Origin of the sequence: Enterobacter sp. LU1, assembly GCF_008271405.2 — a bacterium.
Lineage (GTDB): Bacteria > Pseudomonadota > Gammaproteobacteria > Enterobacterales > Enterobacteriaceae > Enterobacter > Enterobacter hormaechei_C.
Genome location: NZ_CP043438.2, coordinates 2,271,280 through 2,286,615, shown reverse-complemented (window position 1 = coordinate 2,286,615; position 15,336 = coordinate 2,271,280). Strand labels below are relative to the sequence as shown.

General features: G+C 54.5%; 14 protein-coding genes and 1 pseudogene. 5 read left to right on the top strand and 10 right to left on the bottom strand.

Translation table 11 applies throughout. From position 1 onward, the window contains the following. Positions 1–5: 5 nt before the first annotated feature. Positions 6–1,388, bottom strand: coding sequence for an MFS transporter (locus FZF21_RS11035; protein ID WP_149121325.1), 1,383 nt, complete (start codon positions 1,386–1,388; stop codon positions 6–8). A 129-nt stretch (positions 1,389–1,517) separates the two neighbouring features. Here FZF21_RS11035 and FZF21_RS11030 point away from each other — a divergent pair, with 129 nt between their 5' ends. From FZF21_RS11030 to FZF21_RS11020, 3 genes are all read left to right on the top strand, one after another. After that, positions 1,518–2,447 (top strand): LysR family transcriptional regulator, encoded by a 930-nt coding sequence (locus FZF21_RS11030; RefSeq protein WP_047726560.1) that lies wholly within the window; start codon positions 1,518–1,520, stop codon positions 2,445–2,447. Positions 2,448–2,510: 63 nt separating this feature from the next. Further along, positions 2,511–2,777 (top strand): DUF1778 domain-containing protein, encoded by a 267-nt coding sequence (locus tag FZF21_RS11025; RefSeq protein ID WP_003857131.1) that lies wholly within the window; start codon positions 2,511–2,513, stop codon positions 2,775–2,777. Then, positions 2,765–3,250, top strand: coding sequence for a GNAT family N-acetyltransferase (locus tag FZF21_RS11020; RefSeq protein ID WP_003857133.1), 486 nt, complete (start codon positions 2,765–2,767; stop codon positions 3,248–3,250). The genes FZF21_RS11025 and FZF21_RS11020 overlap by 13 nt, the downstream gene beginning before the upstream one ends. Positions 3,251–3,427: 177 nt before the next feature. Here the strand turns inward: FZF21_RS11020 and FZF21_RS11015 are convergent, their stop codons facing one another. Together FZF21_RS11015 and FZF21_RS11010 are read right to left on the bottom strand one after the other, a co-directional pair. Then, positions 3,428–4,720, bottom strand: a complete 1,293-nt coding sequence (locus tag FZF21_RS11015) for a glycosyl hydrolase family 28 protein (RefSeq protein WP_045349604.1) — start codon at positions 4,718–4,720, stop codon at positions 3,428–3,430. A gap of 104 nt (positions 4,721–4,824) precedes the next feature. Further along, complete coding sequence (locus FZF21_RS11010; protein ID WP_015570520.1) at positions 4,825–5,583, bottom strand: DeoR/GlpR family DNA-binding transcription regulator; 759 nt, start codon at positions 5,581–5,583, stop codon at positions 4,825–4,827. Positions 5,584–5,669: 86 nt separating this feature from the next. Here FZF21_RS11010 and FZF21_RS11005 point away from each other — a divergent pair, with 86 nt between their 5' ends. After that, on the top strand, positions 5,670–6,254 hold the full coding sequence (locus FZF21_RS11005) for an NUDIX domain-containing protein (RefSeq protein WP_149121326.1): 585 nt from the start codon (positions 5,670–5,672) through the stop codon (positions 6,252–6,254). 84 nt (positions 6,255–6,338) lie between these two features. After that, positions 6,339–7,097, top strand: coding sequence for a trans-aconitate 2-methyltransferase (tam, locus tag FZF21_RS11000; protein WP_023296628.1), 759 nt, complete (start codon positions 6,339–6,341; stop codon positions 7,095–7,097). 6 nt (positions 7,098–7,103) lie between these two features. Here tam and FZF21_RS10995 read toward each other — a convergent pair whose 3' ends face one another. The 7 genes and pseudogenes from FZF21_RS10995 to FZF21_RS10965 all read right to left on the bottom strand — a co-directional run bounded on the left by FZF21_RS10995 (position 7,104) and on the right by FZF21_RS10965 (position 15,336). Next, a complete protein-coding gene (locus FZF21_RS10995; RefSeq protein WP_063945871.1) occupies positions 7,104–8,294 on the bottom strand; it encodes a cytochrome c biogenesis protein/redoxin in 1,191 nt (396 codons plus the stop codon). A 135-nt stretch (positions 8,295–8,429) separates the two neighbouring features. Next, a complete protein-coding gene (locus FZF21_RS10990) occupies positions 8,430–9,725 on the bottom strand; it encodes an ATP-binding protein (RefSeq protein ID WP_063945870.1) in 1,296 nt (431 codons plus the stop codon). Beyond that, on the bottom strand, positions 9,722–10,462 hold the full coding sequence (locus FZF21_RS10985; protein ID WP_149121327.1) for a response regulator: 741 nt from the start codon (positions 10,460–10,462) through the stop codon (positions 9,722–9,724). Before FZF21_RS10985 ends, FZF21_RS10990 begins: the two co-directional genes overlap by 4 nt. 44 nt (positions 10,463–10,506) lie before the next feature. After that, positions 10,507–11,502, bottom strand: coding sequence for an alpha/beta hydrolase (locus FZF21_RS10980; RefSeq protein WP_063945868.1), 996 nt, complete (start codon positions 11,500–11,502; stop codon positions 10,507–10,509). A gap of 134 nt (positions 11,503–11,636) precedes the next feature. Next, a pseudogene (locus FZF21_RS10975) lies at positions 11,637–11,837 on the bottom strand (GNAT family N-acetyltransferase); the annotation flags it as partial. Positions 11,838–11,875: 38 nt separating this feature from the next. Next, entirely contained in the window at positions 11,876–14,083 is a 2,208-nt protein-coding gene (locus FZF21_RS10970; RefSeq protein WP_017382355.1) for a peptidase domain-containing ABC transporter, read from the bottom strand. Further along, positions 14,083–15,336, bottom strand: coding sequence for an HlyD family efflux transporter periplasmic adaptor subunit (locus FZF21_RS10965; RefSeq protein ID WP_047726556.1), 1,254 nt, complete (start codon positions 15,334–15,336; stop codon positions 14,083–14,085). Before FZF21_RS10965 ends, FZF21_RS10970 begins: the two co-directional genes overlap by 1 nt.

Here is a 15,336-nt window from a genome sequence, read left to right as displayed (position 1 = left end):
TGTGCTCATCCTGTTTCCGCAGGATGAGTGATTTTACGCAACCGGCTCGCGCTGACGACGACCGCTACCGCAGAAGCTGCGGCGGCGACCCACAGCGCAACATGAATTGACCTTTCATCTGCGGCCAGCAGAACGGCCACGGCGGCGGCGCCAAGACATTGCCCGAACGTGCGCATAATGGATAAAACACCGGATGCATAGCTCGCATGCTCACGAATAACGTTGGAAAGCATTTCCCGGTTATTGGGACTCTGAAAGCAGCCAAACCCCACTCCGCACACCAGACTCCGCAGGCAGATATCCCACACTGAAGGGCGGGCGGGTAATGTTGCCAGCAGGATCAAACCGACGACAAAAATCATCAGCCCCAGGGTGGATATCGCCGGGGCTGAAATCGTGTCTGCCCACCGGCCTGCATGCGGTGCAATCAGTACGATCCCTAGCGGCAACGGCGTAAACAGCAGGGCAGACAACACCGGGCTGTAGCCGTATTCGCTCTGAAACAGGAAGGGCAGCGCAATAAAGGTGATCCCCTGGCTGACAAAAGCAATCATCGACGTGAAGGCCGCGAGGGTAAAACGTTCATTTTTAAACATCATCGGCGGCAGTAAGGGGTTATCCGCGCGGCGGATCTGCCAGATAAACGCCATGCCGCTCAGCGCAGCGAGCATTGTCCAGCAAAGGCTACCGGGATGATAGTCCTGGAGGCTGTTCGCCGCCATGATCGTCGACCCCAACAGCAGCGCCGACAATATCGCGCCCGGGGTGTCGAAAGGCGCTTGCTTTCGAACCGCATCCCGCGGCAGCGCTTTGACCGCCAGCAGTAAGGCGAGGGTGCCGGGAACAACGTTTATCGCAAACAGCCATTGCCAGCTCAGGGTGTGAAGGATCGTCCCGCCCAATACCGGGCCGATAGCGGAGCTGGAGGCGATGAGCAGGGCGTGCAACCCCAGAATGCGGCCAAGCAATCGCCCGGGAAATACGGACCGCAGGATTGCGGGGGCAATACTCAGCGTCGCCGCGCCGCCGATCCCCTGAAGCACGCGCATACCGATAAGCACTTCGGGTGTATTCGCCAGCGCGCAACCCAGTGATGTCAGGGTAAAGGTCGTCAGACCTGCCAGAAATACGGGGCGATAACCCAGGCGGGCCGCAAGCGCCGCGAATATCGCCAGCGTCATCGCAGCCGCCAGCAGATACCCGTTGGCGAACCAGACGGCAATACTGGCAGGTACCCGCATCTCCTGAGCCATGGAGGGCAGGGCAATGTTGATCATGGTGCCATCAAACACGCCCATTAAGGTGGTGGTCATAATTGCGGCCATCACCCGTGCGCGCGCCGGGCCAGGCAGTCCTTCGTCGCCGGGTTGACTGGAAAAGAGCGTCATTATGTTGTCCTCTGAGAAGAGTGTATGGATGACAAAACTATAAAGATGGCTTTTACAGGGCGGAAGGCGCACCATTTACACTTTATCGTTGCACGAAACGCCTTATCTGAATGAACAGGAATGAGCGCTATGACCGATCCTGATTTTAATTTACTGATTGCACTCGACATATTGCTGAGCGAAGCGAGTGTCGCAGGTGCAGCACGTCGTCTGAACCTCAGCACCTCGGCCATGAGCCGGACATTAAGCAGGTTACGCGACGTTACAGGCGACCCGATCCTGGTGCGCGCAGGACGTAACATGGTACTAACCCCGTGGGCCGAAGCGACCCGGGATCGCGCCAGACGTGCAGTGCACGAGGCGAGGGCGGTATTGCAGCCCTCAACTGAAACGTTCAGTGCGCAAAGTCTGGCGCGCCTTTTTACCATCAGGGCAAACGATGGTTTTGTGGTGGCGTTTGGGCCTGCGCTTATAGCGGCTGTGGCCGATGCCGCGCCGGACGTCTGTATACGCTTCGCGCCTAAGCCGGAAAAAACGTCGCGCTATCTTCGGGAAGGGCTGGTTGATCTGGAGATTGGCGTCCAGAGCAATATGGGGCCTGAAATACGGCTGCAACGGTTGTTTGAGGATCGGTTTGTGGGCGTCGTGCGTAAGGGACACCCGCTGGCTAAGCAGGCAGAAATAGGCGTGAAGGATTATGTCGCCTGGGGCCATGTGGTAGCGTCACCCGAGGGCGCGTTGCACGGTTCCGTTGACGATGCGCTGGCCGAACTGGGGACAAAACGTAAAATCGCCAGCGTCGTACCGGGATTTCCGACGGCACTGTCCGTGGCGCTGGAATCGGATCTTATCGCCATGATACCCGCGCTCTATTTACTCAATCAGCAGGTAACGGACCAGGTACATCTGTTCGAGCTGCCGTTCAAAAGCCGTCGTATTACGGTATCGCAGATGTGGCACCCAAGAATGGAACGCGACCCTGGTCACCGCTGGCTGAGAGAGCAAATTCTTGCGATATGCGGTGTGGAGAGGTCAGACATAATTTCGGGCTCTGTATAGCGATTGCTATACACACCGCTTATGCTATGCTTGTAAAGCAATTGCTATACAAGAGGTATACCTATGAAATCAGATGTTCAACTCAATCTCAGAGCCAAAGAATCCCAGCGGGCGCTTATCGATGCCGCCGCAGAGATCCTCCATAAATCACGCACGGACTTCATTCTGGAGATGGCCTGTCAGGCAGCCGAGAATGTGATCCTCGATCGACGTGTATTCAATTTTAACGATGAACAGTACGCAGAGTTCATTGACATGCTCGATGCCCCGGTCGCGGACGATCCTGCCATAGAAAAACTGCTGGCAAGGAAACCGCAGTGGGACGTGTAACAGCACCAGAGCCCTTATCCAGCGTCCATCAACTGGCGGAGTTCGTCAGCGGAGAGGCCGTGCTTGACGAATGGCTAAAACAAAGAGGTCTGAAAAACCAGGCGCTCGGCGCAGCCCGAACATTTGTCGTTTGTAAAACGGGCACGAAGCAGGTCGCGGGATTTTACTCGCTGGCTACCGGCAGTGTTAACCATACGCAAGCGACGGGGAATCTGCGGCGTAACATGCCGGATCCCATTCCCGTGATTATACTTGCCCGTCTGGCTGTGGATGTCTCGTTACGCGGAAACGGGTTGGGAGCCGATTTACTCCACGATGCGGTTTTACGCTGTTATCGGGTAGCTGAGAATATCGGGGTGCGAGCGATCATGGTTCATGCACTCACTGAGGAAGCCAAAGCGTTTTATATCCACCATGGTTTCAAAGCATCGCAGACTCAGGAACGGACACTGTTTCTCAGGCTTCCTCAGTAGAGGCAAAGGGAGGAGGTGGGATGCGATGGGCTTATCTGACGAGGGATAGGCTCCATAATATCTTATTTAACATAATATACATTATGCGCACTAAGATTAATTAAGAACAAATCCAGCCGTTTCGGACCCGTCCTTGTTCTGCTCATTCAGCGCATTATGTCCATCGATTCTATGCCCTTAACGTTCATAACTGTCGTTACAGTCTTGCGTGTTCTCCACGGCAGTCACCTGCACATCCTTAAAGCGCAACCCATCCACACCGGAAATTTTCCCGAACTCTGACGCGTCAATCAAAATTCCGTCCAGTGTTAATCCGGTCACAGGACGCTCCGGATACCCCTCAATGAAAAATGCCCGCGAGAAATATTTGTTGTCTGAGCGACGCGCCGTCATATTTTTAATCGTCAGTCCGCTGACCGCAGTAAGACCGGCTTCGCCCTCGACGCCATCAGCCAGCTTGCGCCAGTGTTCAGGTTTATCAGATAAATTGCTCTGGTCGCCATAGCTGTACTGCGGAAACCAGTTCAGCTGGATCAGCACCGGAAAACGCACGTCCATAAGCCGTAAATTTTGGACGGTGATATCACGGATAAACCCGCCCCGGTTGCGGGCCGACTTAATGCGAAACCCGACGCCCGTACCGTTAAACGCGTTATCTTCTATCAGGACGCGTTCAATGCCGCCTGAGGTTTCGCTCCCCAGCGTGATCCCGGACCCCTTATTCAGCGTACATCCGCGGACCACTATATCCCTTGCAGTACGTGCTTTTTGCGCCGCTTCGCGTCCTCGTCCTGATTTTATGCAGATATTGTCGTCATTACAGGAAACAATGCAGCGTTCAACCCGCACCTGTTCACAGGAATCGATATCAATCCCGTCGGTGCTCGGCCCCGCAGAATTGCTGATTTGCACGCCCTCAACCGTGATATGGCGCGAATAACAAAGGTGCATGTTCCAGAATCCGGACTCCCGACTGGTAAAATCACGCAGCAGAATGCTCTGGCTTTCAAAGACCAGAATATTGCGCGGACGCTGACAGTCGTAATCAACCACCCAGCGCAATCCTCTGGCGCTGTAATCGCCGACCATGCCGCTGCGCTCGTCATCGCCCCAGAAGCGTCGCCACCAGATAACACCCTGCCCGTCTATCGTGCCTGTACCGGTAATACTGACGTTTTCACAATCGATGATATTAATAATGCCTGCCGGCCAGCGCATATCAATGCCCGCCACCCGGGTGTTTATCAATGGATAATCAGCCAGATCCTGGCTTCCAACGAGCTGTGCGCCAGCGTCCAGGCGAAGCGAAACACCGCTTTTCAGGAACAGTGCTCCGGTCAGAAAACGGCCTTGCGGAATAACAATGACATCGTTCTGTTGAGCGCTATTTATGGCCTGCTGAATGGCAGACGTTGACAGGCGTTGCGCGGTTGGGTCCGCGCCGCACGTCAGAATGGAGACCGCTTTCATGGCTTGTCCTTAAACAGATGAAAGCCTTAGTCTAGAAATCCGCGTGAAGGATAACCTTTGTCTGTTTGACAGCCACGCGGTCAGGCTGGCAAAAAAGCAGATATTTACTGGCTTGCGATCACCGCAACGCCCTTTTCTTTCAGAGCGCTCACCCAGCGTTCATCCGTTGTGTTTTCAACAACCAGCGTATTCACCAGCGACAGGTCGCCAATCACAAACGCCGAGGCCGTGTTGATCTTTTCCGGGGAGGCCAATACCACCGTTTCCGCCGCTCTGCCGGAAAATGCACGTTTGATGCACGCTTCTTCGTAATCTCCGGTGGTCAGCCCGGCCTCAGGATGGACGCCGGTGACCCCCATGAAGAACAGATCCGCATGAATATTATTGATGCCTTCAATAGCGGCCGCGCCGACCGTGACGATGGAGTGTTTATACAAACGACCACCAATCAGGATCACCTCTATGCATGGATGGTCGACCAGCCCCAAAGCGATACCCGGGCTGTGCGTCACCACGGTTATCCGTAAATCGGGTGGTAAGAACGTAATAAGTTCGGAGGTGGTCGTCCCGCCATCAATGATCACCACCTGCCCCGGTGAAATGAGCTGCGCGCCTCGCCGTGCCACGCGTTTTTTTGCATCCATTTTAACGGACTGACGCTCGGCAAAAGGCGCAATCGCTGACGATGCTGGCAGTGCGCCGCCGTGAACACGCTGCAAACGCCCTTCTGCCGCCAGTTCACGTAAATCCCGGCGGATAGTGTCCTCAGACACCGAGAAAAAGAGGCTGAGCGCAGTAGACTGGACCTGACCTTCCGCCTCCAGTTTTTCCAGAATCAACTGTTTACGCTGGCTTGTGAGCATGAATTATTCCTGTTGTTGCACGATATGCCTTGTATTTGCACGATAGTGCTGTTTATGATGCTTACTCTACGAGAGGAGAGCCAAACGTGCAATCAAAACGTGCAGATATACGCATCATCAACAGCGAAACGTTGTCCGACAACTGGTATAACCTGAAAAAATACACTTTTGACCTCAAGCGCAGCGATGGCGACTGGCAGCGACAAGAGCGTGAAGTGTATGACCGGGGGAATGGCGCGACGATCCTGCTCTATAATCGCGACAGCAAAACCGTCATTCTGACGCGTCAGTTCCGTTTCCCGGTGTTTATAAATGGTCACGAAGAGGATCTCATTGAGGCGGCCGCCGGGTTGCTCGATAACCTTGACCCGGAAAGCCGGATTAAGGCCGAAGCGGAAGAAGAAACCGGGTATAAGGTGACGCGCGTAGAGAAAATTTTTGAGGCCTATATGAGCCCGGGCTCGGTTACCGAGAAACTCTACTTCTATCTGGCGGAATATCACCCGCAGGATCGGACCAGCGCGGGCGGAGGCGTTAAAGCAGAGGGAGAAGATATCGACGTACTGGAAATGACGCTGGACGACGCGCTTCGGGGCATTGAAAATGGGCAGATTGTCGACGGAAAAACCATCATGCTGCTCTATCACCTGGCCCTCAAAGGCATTTTATAATCTCACCATTAGCCAGATACCTGCCCCGGCGCAGGTATTTACCTGTGCTATTCTTGCTGAACACCTCAACATGGAGATGCGAAAATGGCCGACTGGGATCCCTCTCTTTATCTACAGTACAGCGCAGAACGCACACGTCCCGCCGCTGAGTTACTCGCCCGGGTGCCGCTTGCTGACATAACCTCTGGCGTGGATTTGGGCTGCGGGCCAGGCAACAGCACCGCGCTGCTGAAACAGCGCTGGCCTTCTGCGCAGATCGCCGGCGTGGATAACTCCCCGGCCATGCTGGAGGAAGCCCGACAGGCCCTGCCAGACTGCCACTTTGTTGAGGCGGATATCCGGCACTACAAACCTGACCAGCCGCTCAGCCTGATCTACGCCAACGCCTCACTGCAATGGATCCCGGACCATTACCACCTTCTGCCACACCTGGTTTCACTGCTCCAGTTAAACGGCGTGCTGGCGGTGCAAATGCCTGACAACTGGCTTGAGCCGACGCACGCCCTTATGCGTGAAGTTGCCTGGGAACAGGGCTACCCCGATCGTGGCCGCGAGCCATTGCCGGGTATCCATGCCTACTACGATATTCTGACGGAAGCGGGATGCGACGTGGATATCTGGCGCACCACCTACTTCCATCAGATGAGCTCTCATCAGGCGATTATTGACTGGGTCAGCGCGACGGGGTTACGGCCGTGGTTACAGGAACTCAACGAAAGCGAGCAGAAAAACTATCTGAAACGCTACCTTGAGCTGCTGGAAGAGCAGTATCCGCTCCAGGAGAACGGGCAGATACTGCTGGCTTTTCCGCGCCTGTTTATGGTCGCTCAGCGGGTTCCGTAAGCCGGATCAGGAACGCGCTTCCTTGAGCAACTGCTGAATTACGGCCTCCTGCTTGTCGTAGTTCCCCTCGCCAAACGCGGTGTAACGCAGTTGCCCTTTCGCATCGAAATAGTAATGTGCTGGCCAGTACTGATTTCCGAACGCGCTCCAGATTTTGTAGTTATTATCCGTCACTACGCGGTACGGCAACTGCCATTTGTTGACCGCGTTTTTCACCGATGATAACGGCTTTTCCCAGGGGTATTCCGGGGTGTGGACGCCAATCACTACCAGACCTTCAGACTGATATTTCTTCGCCCAGTCACGCACATGCGGAAGCGTATGCTGGCAGTTGATACAGTCCCAGGTCCAGAAATCGATAAGCACAACTTTCCCCCGCAAGGCCTCAGACGTGACAGGGTCACCGTTTACCCAACCCGTTCCGCCGCTTAATGACGGTAGCTGGCTGCTCGGCGTCGCGTTAACGACCGGTTGCAGTTTCACTTGCGTGGAGGTAGGTTGCGCAAGGCTCAACAGGGCATTTTCCAACTGGTCGGCAACACCGTTGGCGCCTTTCAGGGCTGAGGTCATCCCGCTGGCGTTGAACGCAACGGCGGCTAACATCATCACTCCCGCTCCCTGACGCAAACGTGCCATCAATGCGGATTTGGCTCTCAGAGGGGTTATCAGCTTACGGCCCCCCGCGACAAGCAGCCCCAGCATCAACGCGCACCCACTGCCGTAAGCGGCTAACAGCGCTCCGGTTGCGATGGCCGAGTGGCCCGCAATATTAATGCTGAAGATCGCCCCGAGAATCGGTCCGGCACAGGGGGACCACAGCAGCCCAACGGCCAGCCCTGCCAGAAAAGCCGAAATCAGGCCGCGTCGCTGCATGCTGTGGGTGTTGAGAACGTTTCCCGCGCTGATCGCCGGGCGGGCTATGCGCTGAGCGAACTGCGGGAAGATCAGGGCCAGGGCGGCAATGCTCAGTACCAGCAGCGCAATCCAGCGACCGATAACGGTGGCGTCAGCGATCCACTCGCTGGCAACCGTTACTACCATCGCCACCAACATGAACATCACAATCATTCCCGCCAGAAGCGCCAGAATGTGTTTGCGCTGCCCCTGAAAGCCGGCGAACAGCAGAGGAATGACGGGAAGCGTGCACGGACTGAGCAGGCTAATCATGCCGCCTAAAAAAGCGATTATCATAAACATAACGACCTCACGATACGGTTGCTGCGAAGATGCAGTGAGGTCATTTCATCGTACGAATGTGTTCAGGCCGTGTGTGAAAAGCTGGATTTTGTCTGCCTGCGTATCGGCGCGGGGTGCAGATACACAGGCGTACAATTAACCGCGCGGAAGGATCACGCTTACGGCCAGCCCTCCCTCTGCCCGGTTTGCAAGATGCAATTTCCCGTCAAGCTGGGCGGTGAGCTGCGCGGCAATGGCGAGGCCTAACCCGGTGCCGCCCGTTTCCCGGTTGCGCGACGTTTCAACCCGGTAGAACGGCTGTAACACCGCCTCCAGTTCTGCCTCCGGGATGCCAGGGCCGTTATCCATAATGCGGATCGCTACCTGCCTTTCATTTTCATCAATCTCAATTACCGCGCTATCGCCAAACTTCAGCGCATTATCGAGCAGATTGGTCATTACCCTGCGCAATGCCTGGGGACGAGTGACGATCGGCAGACGCGCATTGCGTGCATGAAACTGCACGTTTTTACCAATGTCCTGATAATCACTGGCGATGCTGTTAACCCACGCGTTCAGTTCCAGCTTCAGCGTGGTCTCTTCCAGGGATTCTGATGACCGGGCATAGGCAATCCCTTCCCGTACAAGGCGCGACATATTATCCAGGTCGCTCAGCAGCTTATCGCGGAGTTCGGGCTGATCCGCCATTTCGATCCGCAGCTTCATGCGCGTGATGGGCGTCTGAAGATCGTGAGAAATGGACGCCAGAATCTGCGCGCGTTCACGCAGATACGTCTGTATCCGCGACTGCATCTCATTAAAAGCGTGCGCTGCCTGGCGCACCTCAACCGGACCTTTTTCAGTCATCGGAGAATGGGCCGCAGGATCGAGGGAATCAACCGCGCGCGTGAATTGCAGGAAGGGCCGGACAACCTGGCGCACGGCAACCCAGGAGCAGAGCGCGACAAGTAACAGCTGAAGAACCAGCACCACGGGTAACCAGCTGGCGACAGGCGGCATGCGCGGGATCAGATCGATGGTGAGCGGTGCGCCGTCGCGGAGCGTCAGATGGGCTTGAATATGGGAAATCGGCCCTGGCACCGCCGTAAACTGAAGCGGATATTGGGCTGAAAGCGTCTCTTTCAGGGTGCGAATCGCATCCCGCGAGCGCTTGTCCGTTGGCGCGGCGCCTGCCTCGCCGGGGCCAAGGATATAACGATAATTACCGCGACTGAGCCGTTCCAGCCACTCTGGCCGCTCTTTGGCCGGAAGCCGGTCGAGAATGGCCACGCTGGTCGCCACGTCGTTCTCAAGATTGCCCAGCATAACCGTACGCGCGCTGCGCATTCGCTCAACCATGACCAGCGTCAGGCTGAGCGCGTTAGCCAGCAAGAGCCCAAGCAGCACAATGATCAGCAGCCGGGCCAGTAAGGTGCGGGGCCATAGCGTCATTCATTGGCCTCGACGATGGTCACCGGCATGGTAAAAACGTAGCCTTCGCTGCGAACGGTTTTAATGTAGGCGGGCGTGCGGGCATCTTCATTCAGACGCTGTCGCACGCGGCTCACCAGGAGATCAATCGAACGCTCAAACAGCTCGGCATCACGTCCCTGCGTCAGGTTCAGCAGCTGGTCGCGGGTCAGCACCCGTTGAGGATGATCGAGGAATACGCGCAAAAGGCGATATTCCGCCCCGCTGAGCGCCACAACCATCCCCTCGTTATCAATCAGATGACGCGCCACGGTATCCAGCTGCCATTCCCCGAACACCACCAGGCGCCCTGCCTCGGTCACCTGAAGATTAGGCGGCATAGTACGAAAACGACGCAGGATAGCTTTGATACGCGCCAGCAGTTCGCGGGCCACAAACGGTTTCACCACGTAATCGTCGGCGCCCATCTCCAGCCCCAGGATGCGGTCCGTGTCCTCGTTGCGCGCGGTGAGCATCAGGATCGGCAGATCCTTATGCCTGCTGCTGCGCAGCTGTCGACACAGCGTCAGGCCATCATCGCCGTGCATCATCACGTCCAGCACCACCAGGTCGATATGCTGTTTGTCGAGCACCATGCGCATCTCTTTTCCGTTCGCCGCACCAGAGGCGTGATAGCCGGATTTCACGAGGTAATCGACAATCAGTTCACGAATATCCCTGTCGTCATCGACGACAAGGATGTGATCAATATGCTCCACCGCAGGCTCCTGATTAAGAGGTAACGGATTGAAAATAGCACATATCAGAGCTTATCCGCGTCGACAACTGCTTTAACAAAGTCCTGCGGATCTTCCTGCGGCGGGTTGTGGCCCACCGTTGCGCCGAAAGTACGGTGCTCATATTTTCCGGTAAATTTCCCGGCATAGGCCGCAGGTGCAGGGTGTGGCGCCCCGTTATTACCGCCTTCGATGGTGATGGTCGGCACCGTAATGTTCGGCAGCGTCGCCAGTTTTTGTTCATAGGCGTCATATTTAGGCTCCCCTTTTTCCAGACCCAGACGCCAGCGGTAATTACTGAGCGTGACGGCAACGTGGTCCGGGTTATCGAGGGATTTGGCGCTGGCATTGAAGGTGGCATCGCTGAATTTCCAGTCCGGCGAAGCCTGGGACCAGATCAGCCGGGCAAAATCGTGCGTATTTTTAGCATAGCCTTCCGCACCGCGCGGCGTGGCGAAATAGAACTGATACCACCACTGAACCTCTGCCTTCGGCGGTAATGGTTGTTTCCCAATCGCCTGACTACTGATCAGATAGCCACTCACCGAGACCAGCGATTTCGCCCGTTCCGGCCAGAGCGCCGCAACGATATCCGCGGTACGCGCCCCCCAGTCATAACCGGCAAACACCGCCTGTCTGATATTCAGGGCGTCCATCAGATTAACGATATCTTTCGCCATTGCCGAAGGCTGGCCGTTTCGCGGCGTTTTTTCAGAAATAAAGCGCGTGGTGCCGTACCCGCGCAGGGACGGCACAATGACACGATACCCCTTTGCGGCCAGCGCGGGGGCCACTTCTGCATAACTGTGAATGTCGTACGGCCAGCCATGCAGCAGGATCACCGGTTGCCCCTCTTTTGGCCCGATATCGACATAACCGACGTTAAGATCGCCAGCGTTAATCTGTTTTACCTGGTTGAAGGCCGACGCGTAATCCTTGCCCATCGCTTCCGCCTGACAGGACATCACGGTGCCAAGCGAAACGGTCAGGGCGACTGCTGAGTATGCGAGTTTGTTAAACATGATGTTATCTCCGGGTGAGTTCAGTTGACGGAGATATAACACCATGCGTTTGTATAAAGGATGTGTGCGGATGCGGCTTTATTGCATACCTGTGTATGTATCACAGACGCAGATACAGTGTGATACAAACCCGGTTAAGGGGTGATTCGGTACCGGACGTAATCGTCGGCTTCACCATAGTGGTCATACAGCTTACGCGCCGGATTGTGCATGCGGGTTACCCAGTAGAGTTTTGACCACCCTACCCGCTTACCCTCATCGATCAGGGCGTCGATAAGCGCTTTACCCGCCCCTGCGCCACGTTCGGCAGCGTCAACAAATAGATCTTCCAGATAGGGGTAAGTTTGGATATCGAAAATTATGTACGTTAAGGTTAATTTTTTGCCATCACGTCATTAGTATATTCACAAACAGACTCGCCATTATTGACTGTATGCTGGAGATTCAGCTCCGTTAAGTAGCCGTCTGCCAGATACAAAACCCGGTCTGCAGAGGCTATGGTTTCCGGGCGATGGGCTATCAGCAGAACAGGAAGCCCCAGTTGACGTAAGGTCTGGCTTATCCGGATTTCACTCTCAACATCAAGGTGGCTGGTCGCTTCATCCAGTAACAGGAATCCCGGTTTCTTGTACAACGCCCTTGCCAGCAGAATGCGTTGTTTTTGTCCTCCGGAAAGCCCTCCGCCGGTTTCACCAATCAGCGTCTGATACCCCATCGGCATTGCCATAACATCGCTGTCGATAAGTGCCAGTCTTGCGCACTGGATCATTCGTTCATAATTTCGGTCATCACTGAAAAAAATAATGTTATCTGCTACAGAACCTTTGAAAAGATGGTCATCCTGCAGTACGGTACCGATACGCTGACGAACCTGAAAATAATCCGGATGCGTATGCAATATGCCAAATGCCCTGATCCTGCCCTCATCAGGGATGTGGATCCCAAGGATAAGCTTCACCAGTGTCGTTTTCCCGCATCCGGATTTACCTGTAATGGCAACGACTTCTCCGGGATTGAGTGTCAGCGACACCCCGCCGATTATCGGATTTTCCCCTCCCTTGTGGCTGAAGATGATGTGCTCAAGTACTAGAGGAGCATGAGCATATTCATCCATCTCCCTGCGGGATACAGAAGGAATGTGCGAAGCGTTGTTATGCTCACGAAAAGGCTGTTGCTGAAGGCCTTCTGTCGGGGTCAGTACAATATCAGCCAGTCGTTCGTTGTAAACATCGAGCATACGCCAGGAAAAAAACTTATCAGTCAGGCTACTGATACTGGAAGAAAAACGCGTCTGATAGGATAAATAAGCAACCAGCATGCCGACGGTGAAGGTTCCATTCAATACCTCCCCGGCGCCTTTCCACAAAATGATTGCTGATACCACGCTGCCGGTAAGAGTGTGAGCAATGTCATAGCACATCAGCAGACGGCTCTGACGCAACTGCGTATTTCTGCGGGCAACGTTGAGATTCAGCCAGGCGGCCTCACGATGTGCCGTCACACCGTTAATTCTCAGGCTGAGGATCCCGTTGAGTGTTTCAAGAAAATGCCCGGACTCCTTGGCACCTGCATCCCAGGCATCTTCTGCCGACTGTCGAAGGGACGGATACCACAGTGCCCTCAACACACCATAGAAAATGGCTGCAAGTACGGCGATCAATGTCATTTCAGGACTGTACAGCAGCATCATGCAAAGCGCAGTCACCACGAGCAACACATCCAGAATACCTTCCAGCACTTGCGTAGTCAGCGCCTGCTGGATGGTATCTACCGCCTCAAAACGAGCATTAATACTCCCCTTACTGCGTGCATCAAACCAGGCCAGAGGAAGATGGACCAGATGATGGAAAACCCGTGCTGTCCACTGCATGTTAAAATTGACGGACAGTGTAATACTCGCCCACTGGCGGGCCAGTGACAGCAGCATCTGGGTCAGTGACATCAGCAGAAGCGCAATAATAATGACGGTCAACAAACTCTGGTCGGCAGCCACCAGGACTTCATCAATCACCAGCTGGTTGAGAAGCGGGCTTCCCAGTGTCAGGATTTCGAGTGCCACGGCAAAAACGATAATTCGCGACATTGCCGACAACAGACCCGGTGTTTTACCTGTCAGTTGGCGCAGATGGATTTTTTTCCTTTCATCCCGAGCGGTAAAATCACTGGCTGGCATCAGCTCCAGCGCGACGCCGGTGAAATGTTTTCCAGCATCCTGTAGGGAGAGCGTTACTTTTCCCTTTTCCGGATCATGAATAACCAGCCTGCTTCCGCGAACTTTATGTAGCACAACAAAATGATTCATGTTCCAGTGGAGAATACACGGGAGAGAAAGGGATCTTAGGTCCTCAAGCTCCAGCCGAACTGCCCGGCTGGATAATCCGATACCGGCCGCACATTCAGTCAGTCTCTGCAGGGTCATCCCTTGTGAGCTGATACTGAAACGTTCGCGCAGTGTGGGTAAGTCTGTTTGCAGACCATGCCAGCAGGCCATCATGACCAGGCATGCCAGACCACATTCCGCTGACTCTGTCTGTCGGGTGAGAGGAAGCTGTTTTCTCCCGGTCCATTTAAGTGTATCCATCACAGCTTTCCTTTCAGGCTCCAGAGCGGCTCAGTCAGCCACTCCCACAAATTGCGGGTATCCAGGCTGACATCCCCCTCAAGAACCATGCCGGGGCGCAGGGCTTCCTGTTTCCCATAAGCCAGAATAAAAGTATTTTCAGGTTCAACGATGACGCGGTAATGACCTTCATTCTCCTTCCAGGTCACAGGAGATACGGAGAGTAAATCAGAAGATGTCAGCGTTGTATGGCTTATTTCACGGATAGTCCCGTACTGCACACCAAACTTCTGATAGGGGAAGGCAGAGAACCGCAGGGCAACACGCTGCCCCGCCTGAATAAAGCCAGCATTCTGACTGGTAGCATAGAGTTCTATCTGCAAACGGGCATTGTCGGGAATGAGGGTCATGACAGGTTCAGATGCCCTGACAGACTGTCCCTGTCTGACCAGCACGGCAGCAACGGTTCCGGATACCGGTGAACTCAGCGTGAAATTTTCCTTACCTGCCAGTTCGTCCTGCTGTTGCCTGATCACCTGCAACTGCCTGTCCATTTCAGCCTTCCGGCTTTCACCCTGAACGATGAGATGGTCAAGGTCGTCTTTAGCAGCCTCCATCGCGGTGTGCAGTTGCAGAAGCCCCTGACGCTGATCCTCAACGTTTTGCTGTGACGTTGAAACGTCAATCTGCTTCTGCTGGTATTCGATATCTGATACGTAATGCGTATCAGCAAGTTTCTTATAGCGCTCCATAACAGACACGGCCAGCGCAGCCTGATGCACGGCAAGTGACAGACGCTTTTCTGCACTTTTAACCTGAGGTTTCAGGGAAACTATTCGCTGTTGTATGGCATGCTGCTGCTGACTGTTGTCACGCAATTCCAGGGTCTGTTGAGAAGTCAGCATTGTAAACTGAGTTTGTAGGGAAAGTCTTATAGCAGCGAGTGTACCTGCCCCCTGTTCGTTGAAATGTTCACCGCTGATATGATAAAGAGTCTCACCGGCAATAATGTGTTGACCTTCTGAGGCGGTCAATTTGGTTACGTAGCCAGCATATTGAGGAGTGATTTTTACCAGCCCGGATGAGGGCATAACGATTCCGGAAAGGTGAGCCTTACGTGTATAGCTACCATAAAGAATAAAGAGTATCAGGCACAGAAATATGAATAACGTTGTGAGTGCGCTTACTGATAAACCGAATGACGCAGGTAAAACAATCTCACCATAATCAGAATCTGTTTGATGATTTAAAGCCTCTTCCCTGAAGATATTCAT